Consider the following 16,843-nt stretch of genomic DNA (forward strand, 5'->3'; position numbering starts at 1 on the left):
GTGTGCCCCCGCGCGGATCTACTGCCCGCTGCCCGGCTTTCCTACGCTGATCCTGCACGGCCATTCCACCGCGCCTGCACGGCGACTCCCCCCTGCCCGGCAACGCCTCTCCAGTTCCGCCCCGCGCAGCGCCAGCCACGCATTCCTGCCAGCCCGCCCCTTTCCCAGGAGATTCCCTCATGTTCAGTCTTGATGAAACCGTAGCTCCACCGGCCCCCGCGCTCGACGAACTGGTTCCCTCGCGTTACGCACTCAAGGTCGGCGATATCGACGTACTGGTGGTCAGCGACGGCGTGCTGCCGCTGCCCACCCAGATGCTGGGCCACAACGTTTCGGCCGCCGAGCGCGCGCCGTGGTTCAAGGACATGTACCTGCCGCCGGACGCGCTGGACTGGGCCCTGAACGTGATGGTGGTGCGCAGTGGCGACCGCAACATCCTGATCGACGCCGGTCTCGGCATGGACCCCGATCTGAACCTGCCACGTGCCGGCCAGCTGATCCGCCGCCCGGGCGCATCCGGCATCGACCTGCGCGAGATCACCGACGTGGTGATCACCCACCTGCACATGGACCACATCGGTGGCCTGCTGGTGGACGGCGTAAGGGAGCAGCTGCGCCCCGACCTGCGCATCCACGTCGCTGCTTCCGAAGTTGAATTCTGGAAGTCGCCGGACTTCACCCGCACCAACATGCCCCCGGGCTTCCCGGATGCGCTGCGCGCCACCGCCACCCAGTTCCTGGCCGAGTACGGCAGCCAGGTGCACACATTCGAAGATGCGCAGGAGATTGCACCGGGCGTCACCGCGCGTCGCACCGGCGGCCACACTCCCGGCCACAGCGTGGTGCGGCTGAGCTCGAGGGGCGAAGCGCTCACCTTTGCCGGCGATGCCATCTTCGCGGTCGGCTTCGAACAGCCCAACTGGCACAACGGCTTCGAACATGACCCCGAAGGCGCCGCCCAGGTGCGCATCGCCCTGCTCAACGAACTGGCCGGCACCGGCGAAATGCTGGTCGCCACCCATCTGCCGTTCCCCTCGGTGGGCCGCGTCTCCGCCGACGGCGACGCGTTCCGCTGGGTGCCGGTGTTCTGGGACTTCTGAGCCCTACCCCACGTCGTTCCCCTTTCCTTCGCAGGAGATAGAACAATGAACACGATCACCCGCACCCTCGCCGCCACCGCCCTTGCCGTGGCCGTCCAGGGCGGCAGCGCTGCGGACGCCGCCAACCCGACGCGCCCGGCGCCGGTTGCCACCGCACACACCCCCAGCACCATCACCACCGCCGATGGCGTGCAGCTGTATTACAAGGACTGGGGCCCGAAAGACGGTCCGGTGGTGACCTTCAGCCACGGCTGGCCGCTGGACTCGGACAGCTGGGACCCGCAGATGATGTTCCTGGCCAGCAAGGGCTTCCGCGTCGTCGCGCACGACCGCCGCGGCCACGGTCGCTCCAGCCAGCCGTGGGACGGCAACGACATGGACCACTACGCCGACGACCTGGCCACGGTGATCAACACCCTCGGCCTGAAGGACGTCACCCTGGTGGGCTTCTCCACTGGCGGCGGTGAAGTGGCGCGCTACATCGGCCGCTACGGCACCGACCGCGTAAAGAAGGCCGTGCTGATCAGCGCGGTGCCGCCCTTCATGCTCAAAACCGCCGACAACCCGGGCGGCGTACCGATCGAGGTCTTCGACGGCATGCGCACTGGCCAGCTGGAGAACCGCTCGCAGCTGTTCAAGGATGTTCCCAGCGGCCCGTTCTACGGCTACAACCGCCCGGGCGCAAAACCGAACCAGGCGTTGATCGATGCCTGGTGGGCGCAGGGCATGGCCGGCGGTTTGAAGAACACCTACGACTCGGTTGCCGCGTTCTCCGCCACCGACTTCCGCGAGGACCTGAAGCGCTTCAACGTGCCCACACTGATCATCCATGGCGACGATGACCAGGTGGTGCCGATCGACGTGGGTGGCCGGCAGTCGGCCAAGCTGATCAAGGGTGCGAGGCTGATCGAGTATCCCGGTGCGCCGCATGGCCTGACCGAGACGCACAAGGACAAGGTCAATCAGGATCTGCTGGCGTTCCTGCAGGAGAAGTGACGGCCGCACTGCCCTACGTTCCAACGGCTGATCGAGGCGTCGGACCGCCATTCCGGCGCCTCATTTGCTTACCTTGCAGCGGGCGGAACGCCTATGGCTGCCTCGACACGCGCATCCCAGAGTGACCCGACAACTTTACGCCGGGGGTACGATGGAAGGCATGACTCAGTTCCGCATCACCTACGACGGTCCAGCGCTGGCCACACATCAGATGGATGCACGGGAACTGGCACCCGCATTGATGGCCATGGCGGACCTGCTCGACTGCAGCGTTCGCGCACTCCATGCTGATCGCGCCAAAGCGCAGATCAATGTGAAGGGATCCTTCAAGACCGGCAGCTTCAGTGTCGACTTCACTACCTCGGTCAGCTTCATGCAGGCGGCGAAGGACATTTTTGTTGGTGATGGCGTCACCGCCATTGCGAACGCAACAGCCGTACTCACAGCACTGGGGTTTGCCGCCAAGGCTGGCTACTCCGGCGTAGCCCAGGTGCTTCAATGGCTGCGTGGCCGCCGGATCACCGACGTACAGATGACCGAAGAGGGACGGGTCCGGCTTCATGCTGACAAAGACACAGTAGTAGTCGATTACCCCGTCCTGGTCCTGCTCCGGGACATTCCGGTCCGCCAAGCCTTCGACCGAACTCTCGCGCCCCTGGACCGAGACGGAATCGACACCTTTGCCGCGGGCGACGACAGTTCGTTCGCGGTCATCGTTCGCGAGCACGAACGCCGCTTCTTCTGTGCTCCCACCGCCGATGACGAGCTACTGCTGGAGGACACCTGCAGAATGGCGTTTTCCATCGTGTCGCTGGCCTTCAAGGAAGACAACAAGTGGCGGCTTTCAGATGGCAACCACACCATCAGCGCCAGGATCTCCGACGAGCGGTTCCACTCTTCCGTCGACGCCAATGAATCATCCTTCTCGAAGGGCGACGTGTTGATCTGCGAGGTAAAGGTCACCCAATGGCACACACCGAACGGTGCCAAGACCGACTATGAGGTGACCCGGGTCATCGAGCATCGCCGCGCCGCGTGCCAGATTTCACTTCCGGGCATGCAGCGGATCTCCAATCGGGTGGAGGCGAACTCGCTGTGACTGGGCCGAGCTTTCTCTAGAGCCGCCTCTTCCTCATCCTCCGGACCACGATGCGGCATCACGAGGCAACTGCTGATGCGGATCATAGGCGCTCAGCGAATCTGCGGAGAGAGTGCTCGAGTTAAAGAGGACAAGGTTCGTTCCCCCGGCATGAAGCATCGATGGAAAAAGTATGCCGGCTGCACCGGCATCAAGAGCCAGGTCTCCCAGAACCCAGCTGGGCGGCTCTACTCGTGCATCAAAGGCCAATTGCCGCCAGTTGCATCCGTACTCCGCCCAGATGGGATCCCAACTATGGGCTGCATACCCTGACGAAAAGTCGACTACCCGAAGTCTGCGGACCAAGAACGTAGTAATCGTGCCAGGGGGCAACAGGCGGGCGTGCTGGCGGTACTCTTCCAACGCGGTTTCGACCGTCTGGGAGAGATAGAGCGCCTCCAACCCGGGACGGTTGAATCGTCCGCCTTTCAGCGCGGCTCCCGCACCCGAAGTCGGTGCGTGCGACCAGCGTGGCGTGATGACGCGGTAGAGCGCCTCTTCGTCACTCAGGTCGCGCAGAATCATCCGGTGGCACCGCCGGCCATGGACTCAATGTAGTCGACTACGACTTGGGACTTGCCTGCTCGCACGAGCGCATCTGGCGTCAGGTAGTCAAATTCCTGGAGCGGCTCATTCATGAACCAGAAAATCGCGCGAGTGCGGTCACCAGCAGCTGCGTCTTCGGCGGCCGCCAACACCCGCAGAACCTCTCTAAGGTATTGCTGCAGGCTTTCGTTCTGGGGACGAGCAGCAGGAGTGTTGCGGCTGACGCGCGCGCGCTCCGCCAGACTCTGGATCTGCAAGCCCAATGCAGCACCTACCCGTCTCGGCGAAAGGTAGGCATGGTCGGGCTCGCGAAACGCCTCAGCAAGGCTAGCCAAGGGTGCCACTACGACGCTCATCTTGCGCACTCCACTTCCGATCGTGCACTAATGATGCACGTTTTTTGCACCTTGCGCAACTCCGTCAGGTGGGCGGCTCGGCCCAATCCCGCACCGGGCTGTCGCCACTTGCCCCCGGCGAAACCCGCAATCTGCGGGCTTCGCCGTGCTCCGAGGCTAGTGCACGCAGTCCGATGCGGCCTTGATCGCTTCGGCCACCGGGTCCGGTGTCTGAGGAATGGCGGCAATATCAACGATCGATATCAGCCCTAGCAGATTCCTCACGCTCAGATCCTCCACCGAGCCGGGGCAGCGGTCCAGGATGTCGACGAGCGCCAGCAACTCAACCACGCTCAGGTCGAAGACTCGCAGTAGTCGCCGGATGACGCTGAAGAGCTCCTTCCTCGAAACGTCGTCGGGCCCCAGCAGGCGGTTCACGAAGGTGCCGGGCAACTCCGGGTGAACATCGCGGGTGGCGGAAATCGCACGCAGCACCGCGCCCATCGTGAGTGACTCGAAGGGCTCCTGGATGGCGTTGAGGTGCTTCTCAAGCGTGCACCACTGAGGGTTTCCCCAATCCAGCGTACCGGCGATGTAGCTGAAGTAGGAGACGAAATTGACGGTGGTGCGCTCGGGCGCGCCTAGGGATTCAGATGACATGGCGGAACTCCTCAATTGATCATCAAGGTCCGCCGCCCCGCTGCAAAACGAGGTGGCGGACGGTGCACGGTTTGCAGACCGGATTGAGGCCACCGGCAGGCCTTTCAGCCTCCGCACACCGCCCGCCATATAACTGGCAAGCGACCGCCCATCGTCGATGCAGCGGGCCAAAAAGGAAAGGGCCATGCATCGAACGATGGGCGCTGGTGCGCCTCAAAACAGAACGGGCTGCAAATCCCGGTCGCCGATTGTGCGGCGACAGTGGGATGGTCGACCGTTAGAACATGGTCGTCAAAGAGGTCTCGGCCATTTTGCAGACTCGGTACCGAAAAGGCGTTAAAACTGTGCGCTGACGCGCAATACCGCAGGCCAGAGCCGTCAGTTGGCGCACTCTCTGGAAAAGTACTGAGCGCTGTCTCCAAGCCGCAGCTAGCGCCCCGATTCGTGCGGGTTGGACAGCCAATGCAGTCAGCCCAAGGCTCTCGACCCGCTCTTCAGCTCAATTTCGGGGTGAGTCCAAGGGCAGCCGCCAGACGGATCGCGGAGGTCAGTCACCAAGCGGGAGAAGAGCCATGATTGGGGGGACGAGCATGTTGCGCGCTCCACTTTGCCGTCATAGCGAGGCGGCCTGTTCTCGCGTCTATCTCGCCCCGAAGATGGCTGCTCTTCTCATAGGGCAGGTTTGGAGGGGCGTCGTTGCGTGGGAGGAGCCTCTGGCAGACGGCAGGCGCCGCTGAGAGGAGAGGCGTCGGTCAGTGCGAGGCGACTTGCCAGCCTCCGCGGAAAGGCAAGGTACTGACTGGCCCCAATCAGTGCCGCCCCCCGCCTGACGCGCCTTCTCACCTCCCGCGCTTCTGTCGCGTTGTGCCTGAAACGCCCCCGCAGCCCGGCTGCCCTTGCGGCATACTTCTCTACGCGCTAAATATGCACCTCACAATCACGCAAGGAGGCACCGTGGCAGTCAATCCACCGTGGAAATGCGATCAGTGCGGACATCCAATCCAGACTGTCGAAGATGGCTGGGTAGAATGGCTCAACGGGATGACAGACGAGCGATCGGAAGGGACCCTGCACGAACTTCGGCTGGTTCATCACCGGAACGCCTCCCCCCACCGTGAACGTGCGACAGCGTGCTACCACGATGAGGACGAATGGTTTAGAACCAACCGCTATACGGTTGCCGACCTCCCGCTATCGTGCTTCGTTGGCCCCGACGGGCTGGTGACGCTCTTGGCTTGGTTGGCCGATAAGCGCTTCGCGGATCCGAATCAAGTCTTGGAGATGATCAAACGCCTGCATGTTCCGAACTATGAAGCAGCGCGGCTGTCCTTTGATGCCGCGATAGCAGGCGGCGCTTTTGAACCGCGGTCGACACCAACCTATTATGATCAGGAAGAATTGGCTGCCGTTCTGGAGTGGATGAGAGAGCAGGACGCTTCTTAGGCCACATCAAGACAATGCATTCAAATGCTTGACTGAGGCTGCGAGCAAGCTTCCCCTCGTACTTTCTCGAAGGCTCGATCGGCCGCGTCAGCGATGCGTGACCGGTGGCCTGCGGTCGACTACCCGGCGGCCGCAACCAGGAACATCAACCCAAACCGACAAGCTGCGCCATGACGCACTCCTCCCACTTCAGCTGGAGCACTTCCATGCCAGCCTGCTGGCTCTGGATCTGGGTCTGCAGCAGCACGGCGAAGACCTTGCCCGCCTCAGCGAGAGACCACTGCCCATCACAATCTTCCTGCACCCCGTGTCCGGCCGGGAGGTGATTGAACTTCTGCTGGGAGAGACACATCCGGCAACCCAAGCCGGTACGGGGTGGACGTACCTCTACGCAAGCGTAAATGACTCTACGTGAGTAGCCCTCCAACAGGCATCCTGCAAGCTTCTGGCTAGGCTACAGCGAACGAGCTCTTCAGTAATTTGCCGAGTAAAATTTACGGTCTGTCTCTTCGACTTCTGAGCACCTGTCAGACAAGTTTCTGCTCGCTTCATTCGCCTCACATCATTCTTGCCCGACGTTGATTTCCCAACTCTGGAGTCAGCTCATTGAAAAAAGGAAACAGTTGGACATGCAGACCCATCGCCGTGATGCGCTTGTATCAGGATTAATTGGGTTGATCTGCGGCGCCGTGGTGGGATCGGGATTCATGGGATTTCTGCATCCGCTCACTTCGGAATTGACCTCACCGGCACATGCGGCGGATTGGTTCTCTGGCGCTGGCACTTGGGTTGTAGGTTTCGCTGCCACAGCGCTCACCATTCAGCAGCACCGGGCAGTCGCGGCGCGAGACAAGCTCACTAAGCAGCAGCTAGATAACGAAACCAAGGCAGCAGAGCAGCGCTTGCGGGCTGAGCGACAGGAGCGTGAAAATCGACGGCATCGAGAGGCGCTGGGTGATTGGAATCATTACCGCACCCATCTAACACGCCTTATTTCCACTTATCCCATGATCGCCGGCAGTTTGGAGATGGGCGACCAGATACCCGCCGACGAGGCCACCGGCCTTGCTCGAGGAGTTCAGGCTGCCATACCTAGAGAAGAACTTTCACACTCCAAGTTCTTTGTGGACGAAACTCAGATGAGTTGTATCGCTGGACTCGAAGTTGGCGTTGCCCTCCTCAGAACCTGTTGCGAGAGTTTTCTCGGATTACCCGATACCTCGGGTCGCAGAATATTCAACCTTCTGAGCGGGGATGAAGTCCGGGCGTATCGAGAGCTGAGCGATGCAGCACAAGTCGTCAGCACTGATGCAGCACAAGTCGTCAGCACTCAAGCAGTGAAAGTTTTCGAGATGGTAGAGCGCATGCGCCCCGACCAACCGACAACGGATTAGCCTTAACGTAGTCCAGGATAGCTAGGCGTGGCGCCGAACGGCCTCCGGGCGACAACGCAGCGTACGGTGACAGCGTTCGCGGAATCCGGGCAGTGACAGGTGACTGTCCATATCTAGGGCTACGCGCTGCCTTTCTCGACACCTTAACTGTAACATTCAGGACGTCAGTCTGCGCTAGGCAGTGCAATATGAAAGAGCGGCTATTCGGCGGAATTCTTCTTGCGGCCGCCATTATTTTTGGCATGGCTGTTGCCCTGTTGTTTGTCGCCCCATGGTCGACGGGGATACAACCAGACCAAATCCTATCTGTGGCATCGGCGGTCATAGCTTCGCTTGGAACTTGGGCCGTGGGCCTGGGAGCAATGCATTACGCAGAGGCTTCTCACGCTCTGCGCTTGATGGAGAAGAACGAGCTCGCAGCCATGCACATGTCACGCTTACGCGCCGACCTAATTAGTTCACAGCTTGCAGAAGCCGTCTGGGACAAGATGGTCGAGCGTAGCGGCGGAAACACCCCCGATCTCGAGTCAAGACATACCGTCATGAGGTCCATTATTTCATTGTTGCCAATTGGACCCACCAGTTCCACGCCTGTACCGCTGACCCGTGAGATGATTTTGATGGTTCATTCCTTCGACCTGTCTGTGGCGATGCTGAGAGTCTCCTGTGAACAATTCATCACGCTGCGCCCCCTTGGCACTTCGCATACCGACGCGACGATGGTCAAGAACTTCGATCATGTAATCGCGCAGATGCGAGGAATGTCAAGCAAAGCCAAGCTGCTTTCCGACGAGCTGGACAAACGACTCGCGACGAAAGCAAAGTCATAGGTCGCGCCAATCGCGCACGGCACGGTTCAGCTACTTGGCGGCGGGACGAGTCTATCTGAAATGCAATTCACTCCACCCGACTCGATAGGCCATTGAAGTACTCTTGAATAAGCGTCTTCTCGATCACCGCGCGGTAATTCGCATTATTCGCGCGACGCGTCCTCGCCCACGGCCCTTTAGTCACATGAGACAGCTCAGACAGTCTCAGCGCGTCGAGCTCGCCATACTTGTTCCATACAACACGCAGGAATGGCTTTACAGCCGTGGCCTGAGCCGGATCGAACCGTTCTGCATCCGCTTCATCCACGATCTCTGACCTCACCGCACTCGCACCGTACTTCTTCAGATGCCGGTAAACGTTGGGGTACACCGGACCATAATCCCAAGCCTGGCAGTTGTCGCTGATCAGTTCTGCATCAAGCAGCGACATGGCGTGACCTTGCGCGAAGTACAAGAGCTTCTGGATCTTCATGTGGCTTACGCCGCGTCCATCCTCCCTGGCAAACCGAAGGAACACGTTCGCAATGGTTTCGGCTTCGTATGACATCTCTTGGCTCCTCAGTGGGAGCCTCTCCTGGGAAGGCGACGAATCTGCTATGGCACCACGGCTTGCTCTCGCAGCCCAGAGTCCAAAGCGACACTTCGTGACCACTGGAGGCTCAGTTGACTGCCTGGCCGATGCGGTTCGCGGCAGGGTCGTCATCGACCTGGTCGTCGATGTGGTGGGCCCACCAGGATCCGAACCTGAAGCCAAGGCACTATGAGTGCTCTGCTATCTCCTCATACCATTCATTGAAGCGTTCGACTTGGCGCAGCTCGGAAATGACTTCGCGCAGAGCGACGTTAGATTTCTGCAGGTAGAGCAATGGTGCCAGCGCGTACTGAATTGCCTCATCTCGGATCTCGGGCAAGTTCACGATCAATTCTCCAACGATCGCGGGCCGCTCAACTCCGTCAGCTGCAAGTCTGCAGAGAACCTCGATGGCGTTGCCTTGCGTCCAGTCGTATTGACCGAAAGCGACGCGTCGCAGAATGGGAATCGCAGGCGCACCGATGTGGTAGTAGATTTCGAAGATCGCGAACTGTCGGGCGGCCATCCAAGCGCCCAGTCGAGAAAACCTCGACATCAGCTCAGCTGGGGGCGTGTGTTCGGCATTGAATTCGCCCGCCAGCTCTTCGATCCGCGCTGCGCCCAGATGCCGTGCAGAGGACGCGGCACGCGAGCGAAACGCAGTTTCATCGAAGCCCACAACCTCTGCCACCCACCGCACGCGGTCACTACAGGATGGCTCGGCTACAGTTACCAACAGATCAGCTGAGTGCGGGTTCATCTGTGTGGCCACGCCTGGCTGCTCCGAGGAGTGGAGCGGGCATGGTGCCACTGCAGGAGTCGTGCCTTGTTCTTCCGAGGGGCGTCGACGGAACAGCCGATTCAACAGCTTCATGGACAATCCAAGTCTCCGGCTGGTAGCAATTCACGCCGGCATGAGCCAGGACACGTCAGCCTGTGCCTTGGTGGGCCCACCAGGATTCGAACCTGGAACCAAAGGATTATGAGGCCCGCGCCAAAACGTTGTCAATCAATGACATACGTGCTCGCATTTTTCCGGCGTGGCACCGTGGAACCATTGACCCGCCAATGCAAGCCGGCTCATTTTTCCGGAAGAAATTGTAAGGCCACGTCGAGAACAAGACCTGCCAACCTGGCCGCCTGGATCGCGAGCCTCTTGGGCTTGGTCGTCGCGACACGACCCTCATTGGGCCCGCGACCGCTTTCGGCCAAGAGCGGGTACTTTGGAATAGAGCAGCCCTCCACAGTCGCCCTTGGCGATCCACGTCTCCGCCGCCACCGCATCGCCCTTGAAGATTGGGTCTTGCCCTTCGGCTGACATGGCTGTGTCAACTAGAGCACGGCCGCCAAGTTCAGACTGTGGTAGCCATCGCATAGGGCTCAGGCTCCGGTGGCTTAACGATGCCCCGCTGACCGCCGGTGCAGCGAGCCGATGGCCAAGGCTGAGTTGCTCGAATGAACTACGTAAAAATACTGACGCCATTCCCGAATATGCACTGAGGACAGGAGAAGGTCATCCGGCGAACATCCCGGTGAAGGGTATGCGTTGCTCGCAGCTCATAACGTCCACTCGGAGTGCGTATGGCTACCAAGACAAAGAAAGACACAAGCTCTGTTGCGCCAGATGATCAGAAACCGAACATCCTTGTGATATGGGGTGACGATATTGGTTACTGGAACGTAGGTGCGTACACTCACGGCATGATGGGTCACACTCCGAATATTGACAGTATCGCCAAGGAGGGCATGCTGTTTACCGATCACTACGGTCAACCCAGCTGCACCGCAGGGCGCGCCGCTTTCATCATGGGGCAGATGCCTATTCGGACGGGCATGACCACCATTGGCATCCCGGGCTCCACTCGAGGCATCCAGAAGAGTGATCCCACGCTGGCTGAGGTTTTGAAATCCGTTGGGTACGCCACGGCGCAGTTCGGCAAGAACCATCTGGGCGACCGCAATGAGTTTCTGCCAACTGTGCACGGGTTCGACGAATGGTTCGGCAACCTCTATCACCTCAACGCCGAAGAAGAGCCGGAAGAGCTGGACTACCCTGGCCAGAAGAATCCTGAGTACAAGAAGACCTTTGGACCGCGAGGTGTACTGCACGCTCGCGCAAGCGACAAGGATGATGCCAGCACGGACCCGAAGTTTGGGCGCGTAGGTAAACAGAAGATCGAAGACACCGGTCCGCTGACGCGCAAGCGCATGGAAACCTTTGATCAGGAAGTAACCGATAAGACTCTGGAGTGGTTGGACCGGGTGGGCAAGAGCGACAAGCCTTTCTTCTGCTGGTTCAATACCACCGCCATCCACATTCATTCGCACAGCCCGAAGAAATGGATCCAGAAGGCAGTGGATGAGGGACGGGCCGAGGAAGATGTGGTTCGCGCAAAGATGCTGGAGCACGACCAGCAGGTAGGGCAACTCCTGGACAAGTTGAAAGAGCTGGGGATCGAAGACAACACGATCGTGGTCTACAGCACCGACAACGGTAACGAGATGATGCTATGGCCTGATGGTGGCTACGCACCTTTCCGAGGTGAGAAAGGAACTACCTGGGAAGGCGGAGTGAGGGTTCCGCATTTGGTGAGGTGGCCCGCTCGCATCAAAGCTGGCTCCGTTTCCAACGGTGTGCAGAATCATGAAGACGTCTTCGCCACGCTGGCGGCGGCGGCCGGCCTGCCGGACCTGAAGGAAAAGCTGATGAAGGGCCACACTCTCGGCGACACCAAGTTCAAGGTGCATTTGGATGGCTACAACAACCTTGATCACTGGACCGGTGATTCACCCACCTCTGCGCGCCGAGAGATCTACTACTACGACGAAACCGACCTCATGGCGGTCCGCGTGGATAACTGGAAGATGCACATCGGCGTGAAGCGAGGCGGGAGCTGGTGGGACCAGAAGTATTACCCATCGGTGCCGTATATCTTCAATCTAAAGATGGATCCCATGGAGAAGATGGACCCGCAATCCGAGGAGTGGGGTTACATCGGCCGTAAGTTCTTCGCCTCGAAGCTGTGGGCCCCAACGGCTGCCGGCCCGTTCATCGCCGCACACCTGAAGACGCTGATGGATTTTCCGCCTTCCCAAGGCGCCGATACCCTCAGTATGAAGAAGGCGCTGGAGGAGGCACAGCGCAAGATGGAGAACCCAGCTGGCAGCAGCAACTGAACGTAAGGGAGCCCGGCGCGAATAGCGCCGGGCCGATCATCATTGATCCGATGCGACAGCTTCAAAACCTGGGCACCGTCGCGCATGGCGGCGGCGTCCTTCTCGTCGGGACCAGAGGGAACGAAACGCCAATAAAAGTCCCGGGGGCGCATGCCGCGCAATCCTGCGGATTGGGGTGTCAGGCGACGCGACGTGGACGTTTGAACGGCGCCGGCGGATCCGCTGGCCACACCTAGGCCAATCTATTACGGCAAAAGTGTGCCTGCGAATCCGCCAGACGTCCTTCATATCCACATAGCAACCGTACTTGGATGTCTCTTCCGACGTTGCGGCGAAATGTCTTTCCGATCATGTGAAAGCGACACGTCAGATAATGAGCTCACGGCAGTGGGCCACTCCTCGGTCCAGTGTCGAGTGGCACCACCCCGACATAGGGATTCACCAGTCTGGCGACGCGCTCAACCCCGGTTGTAACCTGGTCAATAGTCACTTCGTCGCTGCTGCGCAGGCCCCGCCAGTCGCTCAACTCTGCGATACGGAGATCTTCGGTTTCGACCGGCAACCAGCGCATGGACCAGTAGGGGAAACGCCTCTGGCCACCTTCGGTGCGGCCTAGCTCTACGATGCCCAGATGGCTGGTCGCGTTGATGATCCGGGAATAGGCCAGGGAGACCCCTTCCTCTGGTCCCTCAATGTACTGAAGAAACCTCTTCCCGTCCGTGAGCAATACCCCTGTAACGCCCGCGATTGCGTTATGAGCAGCTGCATCTTTGGCAAGGTCATCAATCTGGTCCAAGGTCAGCCCGGGTAAAGCCTGGCTGCAGTACGCAAGTGCGCGTAGAGGCATCGTGCCTTCCTCCTAGGTTATTGCCCCCCCGATAGGCGCGACCCTACACCCATCCTGTGGCTGCGTGTAGACCGCGCGACGTGTTTCGGATAAACGGTACCGTATGTTCCGGCCATGTGCGGCCGATTTGTCCAAACGCAGATCCGCCACGCGGCCAGTCTGGACTTCCCCAAACTGGTGGGTAACCAGTCTTCGATGCCGGCGAGCTACGCCCTCGCACTCACCCAGCGCGCCTCGGCAGTGCTAGATCGCGGCGACGGCCTGCAGGTGCAGCGCCTGGCCTGGGACCTCTTGCCCTTCTGGGCCAAGACGAAGAGCCTGCATGGCTCGACCATAAACGCCCGCATTGAAACCGTGGCCAGGAAGCCGGCGTTCCGCAGCGCCTTCAAAGCGCGCCGTTGCCTGATATCCACGGCGGCTACTACGGTTGGTCGGTCAGTCCGGTCGACCAGAAGAAGGACCCATGGTTTACCCATGCCGACCAGACGCTGTGGGCGGCGGGGCTCTGGGAAGACGCGAGCGCTCTGCTCGGGCGTAACAACCTGGGCACCTTCACCGTCATCACAGGCGACAGCAGCGGGGTGCCGGCAGACATCCACGCGCGGATGCCTGTGTGGCTTCAACCTGGCCAGGCCTACTCATGGATGCGGGCTGACACCAGCGACGCCATGGCGATGCTGCTGGCCAGCGAGCCGCCGGCAATGAAGGCCTATCGGGTCAGCCGTTCGGGCAACACCCACGTAACAATGCCGAGCAGCTGCTGCAGCCGGTCGATTGGGGCGCCGGCGAGTGGAGGTAAGAAGGGACGCTATGGCGGGGTGCCAGTTTGCCGCTCAATAGGTAATTTTTTGGATGGCCACCGGAAACAGGTAACTTAGGTAACCAGCCCCGCCTAACCTTCAAATTGTTCAATAGGATCATATAGTTACGTCAATCTATTGAAGGTAATTTTAGGGTAACGCATAGGTAATCAGATTACCTTTCAGCGAGGTAATCTGGTTCCTAAAAAATTTCCTTATAAATCAATGACATTACTTCGCGCCCTGTGCCGCGTTACCTCAAATTACCGGCAGAGGTAACCTCCTATCTCCCTTGCAGCACTAGGCTTTCCGTCGCTTTTCAGCGCCCGGATTACCCCGTTACCTGTTTCCGGTGGGACTCCAAAAAATTTCCGGCATGCGACCGGGCTTAGGAAGCGCCCTAGCGCCCTTTGCCGACCCGTACGCCGTGCAGGGTTCTGCAGGGTGGCAACCTCCGGCCGGAGAGCCGGCGGCCGCAGCAGGGGTGGGCCCGGAGGCGGTACCGCAGTGGTGCAGAAAAAGGGGGGGCCGAAGACCGCAGGCGTGGCGGGGAGACGAGTGCGCGCGCCGAGGTGAGAGACGCGTGCTCTGCGTCAGACTTGTCCTACAAGGTGGGGAGGACTTCCCCTATTGGCCCCTGGTCCGCGTGCGTGTATAGGTGCGGCAAGGGGGATCACATGCTGACCAAGATTGATCGCATTGAGGGCACCGGTCTGTTCGCGGCCGCAGGCCCAAGTACAGACTTCGAACGGGTGACGCTCGTGTTCGGGGAGAACGGCAGAGGGAAGTCCACCTTGGCCGCCGTTCTTCGATCATGTGCGGAGAACAACGGCGAGCTCCTTCGGGCTCGGATCACGCTAGGGCAGGAAACCGCACAGCGAGCGGTGCTCTCCTTTAAGACAGGTGCCGCTGATGTGTCCCAGGCGACGCTGGACGCCGGCGCGTGGGATCGACCCATACCGGGTTTAGTCGTCTTCGACGCGGAGTTTGTGGCTAGGAATGTGTACGCCGGCCAGGAGATATCCTCCGATCAACGCGCGAGCCTCCTCGACTTCTCACTTGGCGAGGATGCGGTAGCAACCAGGGTGCAACATGACAGCTACACCGAGCCCCTGCGCCTGGCGAATGGTGAACTACGAACCGCGACAGCGGTTATTGACACGGCGCGGGGCTCGATCCCCCTGAACGCATATCGCGAGCTACCAAACGTCCCCGACGTCGATGCTCGGCTGCAGGAAGCGCAACGCACTCTTCAGGCCGCCTTAGCGATTGGTGCCGTTCGCGCACGACCGGTCGGCGCGGATCTTCTCGCACCCACCTTCAACATCGAGAACCTGTTTCTGATTCTCCGCAAGAACCTGCCCATCGTTGAGGCGGAAGCAGAAGCAAGGGTCAAAGAACATATCGCGGGAAACGCACGCCATGGATTTGAGGCTTGGATCAGTTCTGGCCTGGACTTCGTAAATGGAGACGCTTGTCCGTTCTGCGAGAGCAACATAGCCGGCTCAAAGCTGATCGCCGCGTATCGCGCCCATTTCAATGAAGAGTATCGGACACTGAAGTCCCAGGCAGCGGATCTTGTGCGCGGCGTTCAAACTCGAACGGATGCGAATCAGATCGACCGCCTAGAGCGCGAATTTCAGGTAAGCCAAGCGCAACAGGAACAGTGGCGTGAGCACCTTGACATACGTCCTACTACGCTTGATTCAAACATGCTTAGGGAGAAGTACAAGTCACTTCACGACCTCCTTGTTCCTCTAGCCACAGCGAAGTCACATGCCCCGCTAGAGGCCTTCGGATCGCTGGAGCACGAGGCTAACGCTCGCGCTCTCTGGGCAGAGCTTCTCGCGATAGTCGATGCCACGAACGCTCAAATCAAGTGCAATAGGGAGGCCATTGCGGCCTACAAGGCAGGCCTAGAGAACTCGAACGTCGATCAGATTCGCTCTTCAATCACAACACTGTCCGCAACTAAGGTCAGGCACAGTCCGGCTGGCATAGCACAACTGGTTGCACTCGAAAAGGCCGTGGCAGAGAAGGCGCGTTTGACGGCAGAAAAAGATGCTGCTCGCGTAAAACTAGATACGTTGATGACCCAAACGCTTGATCAGTATGGGGAGCGAATCAATCAACTTCTGCACGACTTCGGCGCTCAAATTCGAGTTCGGAACCTTGGAATCAGCTTTCGCGGAGCGCAGAATCGACCGCGAACCGACTATGGTCTGGAAGTTCGCGGCGCTCCGATTCTCCTGACCAACGATCAAGGGCCCAACTTCGGCAACTCACTTAGCGAAGGGGACAAGCGAGCTCTAGCATTCGCATTCTTCATGGCGAGAGTGCTTAGCAACGCTGGCCTTGCGGAACGCACGGTAGTGATAGACGATCCAATGTGCAGCCTCGACCGTCATCGCCGGGCCACCACACTCAGAGTACTGAAGCGGCTTGCGCTGGCGTGCCGGCAGTTGATCCTAATAGCTCATGACATCTGGTTCTTGCGGGATTTCGACGATGGTCTGGAAAAGATGCCTAAAGCGCATAGACCTCGCCGCGCCTACGCCAAGATATCCAGAATCGCAGGTAACCTGTCATCTTTCGAAGCTCTTGATATCGCTGACGAATGCAGGAGTCCGTATCAAAGAAACCTGACCGACGTCCTTAACTTTGCCCTAGGAGCGGACAACGGCGCCGGCAAAGAACTGGTGGCAAAGTCGTTGAGGCCTTTGATCGAAGGCTACATCCACCGACGTTTCCCTTTGAACGTTCCGAGAAACAGGAACCTTGGGGACGTCCTAAAGTTGATCCGGGACGCCGGAACGGGAGATCCACTGCACGCTTTGGGGGACAAACTCGAAGAGCTACAGGCTCTGAACGATTACACTATTCCCTTCATGCACGTGGAGGGAGAGCCGGCCCCGGATCTTTCCCAAATCGAAGAGGGTGAACTCGCTGCGTACTCAGAGCGAGCCGTCAGGGTTGTCTACGGATAAACGGAAAGGCCGCCCCGCT

Annotated in this window: 16 protein-coding genes and 1 pseudogene; 10 read left to right on the forward strand and 7 right to left on the reverse strand. The window is 59.7% G+C overall.

From position 1 onward, the window contains the following. Window positions 1-179: 179 nt before the first annotated feature. The 3 genes from PDM28_RS16670 (at window position 180) to PDM28_RS16680 (ending at window position 3,195) form a co-directional block, all read left to right on the forward strand. Window positions 180-1,100, forward strand: coding sequence for an MBL fold metallo-hydrolase (locus tag PDM28_RS16670; RefSeq protein WP_311182898.1), 921 nt, complete (start codon window positions 180-182; stop codon window positions 1,098-1,100). Window positions 1,101-1,145: 45 nt separating this feature from the next. Continuing rightward, window positions 1,146-2,096 carry an alpha/beta fold hydrolase gene (locus PDM28_RS16675; protein WP_311182899.1) on the forward strand — a complete coding sequence of 317 codons (951 nt, stop codon included), beginning with the start codon at window positions 1,146-1,148 and terminating at the stop codon, window positions 2,094-2,096. A 160-nt stretch (window positions 2,097-2,256) separates the two neighbouring features. Further along, window positions 2,257-3,195, forward strand: a complete 939-nt coding sequence (locus tag PDM28_RS16680) for an LAPAL motif-containing putative phage structural protein (RefSeq protein WP_311182900.1) — start codon at window positions 2,257-2,259, stop codon at window positions 3,193-3,195. Between the two features lie 33 nt (window positions 3,196-3,228). On the opposite strand, the gene PDM28_RS16685 is transcribed toward PDM28_RS16680, so the two are convergent. From PDM28_RS16685 to PDM28_RS16695, 3 genes are all read right to left on the reverse strand, one after another. After that, on the reverse strand, window positions 3,229-3,759 hold the full coding sequence (locus PDM28_RS16685) for an RES family NAD+ phosphorylase (RefSeq protein ID WP_311182901.1): 531 nt from the start codon (window positions 3,757-3,759) through the stop codon (window positions 3,229-3,231). Next, entirely contained in the window at window positions 3,756-4,136 is a 381-nt protein-coding gene (locus PDM28_RS16690) for a hypothetical protein (RefSeq protein WP_311182902.1), read from the reverse strand. The genes PDM28_RS16685 and PDM28_RS16690 overlap by 4 nt, the downstream gene beginning before the upstream one ends. Before the next feature lie 156 nt (window positions 4,137-4,292). Next, entirely contained in the window at window positions 4,293-4,961 is a 669-nt protein-coding gene (locus PDM28_RS16695; protein WP_311182903.1) for a hypothetical protein, read from the reverse strand. Between the two features lie 768 nt (window positions 4,962-5,729). Here PDM28_RS16695 and PDM28_RS16700 point away from each other — a divergent pair. Next, window positions 5,730-6,218 carry a hypothetical protein gene (locus PDM28_RS16700; protein ID WP_311182904.1) on the forward strand — a complete coding sequence of 163 codons (489 nt, stop codon included), beginning with the start codon at window positions 5,730-5,732 and terminating at the stop codon, window positions 6,216-6,218. Window positions 6,219-6,363: 145 nt separating this feature from the next. On the opposite strand, the gene PDM28_RS16705 is transcribed toward PDM28_RS16700, so the two are convergent. Continuing rightward, window positions 6,364-6,570, reverse strand: a complete 207-nt coding sequence (locus tag PDM28_RS16705) for a hypothetical protein (protein WP_311182905.1) — start codon at window positions 6,568-6,570, stop codon at window positions 6,364-6,366. 277 nt (window positions 6,571-6,847) lie between these two features. On the opposite strand from PDM28_RS16705, the gene PDM28_RS16710 reads away from it, so the two are divergent. Beyond that, window positions 6,848-7,612, forward strand: a complete 765-nt coding sequence (locus PDM28_RS16710) for a hypothetical protein (protein ID WP_311182906.1) — start codon at window positions 6,848-6,850, stop codon at window positions 7,610-7,612. Between the two features lie 188 nt (window positions 7,613-7,800). Next, a complete protein-coding gene (locus PDM28_RS16715) occupies window positions 7,801-8,442 on the forward strand; it encodes a hypothetical protein (RefSeq protein ID WP_311182907.1) in 642 nt (213 codons plus the stop codon). Between the two features lie 67 nt (window positions 8,443-8,509). On the opposite strand, the gene PDM28_RS16720 is transcribed toward PDM28_RS16715, so the two are convergent. Next, a complete protein-coding gene (locus PDM28_RS16720; RefSeq protein ID WP_311182908.1) occupies window positions 8,510-8,989 on the reverse strand; it encodes a Panacea domain-containing protein in 480 nt (159 codons plus the stop codon). Window positions 8,990-9,200: 211 nt separating this feature from the next. Beyond that, window positions 9,201-9,887, reverse strand: a complete 687-nt coding sequence (locus PDM28_RS16725; RefSeq protein WP_311182909.1) for a hypothetical protein — start codon at window positions 9,885-9,887, stop codon at window positions 9,201-9,203. Window positions 9,888-10,594: 707 nt separating this feature from the next. On the opposite strand from PDM28_RS16725, the gene PDM28_RS16730 reads away from it, so the two are divergent. Further along, window positions 10,595-12,190, forward strand: a complete 1,596-nt coding sequence (locus PDM28_RS16730) for an arylsulfatase (RefSeq protein WP_311182910.1) — start codon at window positions 10,595-10,597, stop codon at window positions 12,188-12,190. Between the two features lie 379 nt (window positions 12,191-12,569). On the opposite strand, the gene PDM28_RS16735 is transcribed toward PDM28_RS16730, so the two are convergent. Continuing rightward, the gene (locus PDM28_RS16735) at window positions 12,570-13,037 is read right to left on the reverse strand and encodes a BLUF domain-containing protein (protein ID WP_311182911.1); all 468 of its coding nucleotides are present in this window, start codon (window positions 13,035-13,037) and stop codon (window positions 12,570-12,572) included. Between the two features lie 114 nt (window positions 13,038-13,151). Here PDM28_RS16735 and PDM28_RS16740 point away from each other — a divergent pair. From PDM28_RS16740 to PDM28_RS16750, 3 genes and pseudogenes are all read left to right on the forward strand, one after another. After that, a pseudogene (locus tag PDM28_RS16740) lies at window positions 13,152-13,388 on the forward strand (SOS response-associated peptidase family protein); the annotation flags it as partial. Window positions 13,389-13,435: 47 nt separating this feature from the next. Further along, a complete protein-coding gene (locus PDM28_RS16745) occupies window positions 13,436-13,915 on the forward strand; it encodes an SOS response-associated peptidase family protein (protein WP_311182912.1) in 480 nt (159 codons plus the stop codon). Between the two features lie 599 nt (window positions 13,916-14,514). Next, a complete protein-coding gene (locus tag PDM28_RS16750) occupies window positions 14,515-16,824 on the forward strand; it encodes an AAA family ATPase (RefSeq protein WP_311182913.1) in 2,310 nt (769 codons plus the stop codon). Window positions 16,825-16,843: the final 19 nt, after the last annotated feature.

The sequence above is a fragment of the Stenotrophomonas aracearum genome (genome assembly GCF_031834615.1).
Lineage (GTDB): Bacteria > Pseudomonadota > Gammaproteobacteria > Xanthomonadales > Xanthomonadaceae > Stenotrophomonas > Stenotrophomonas aracearum.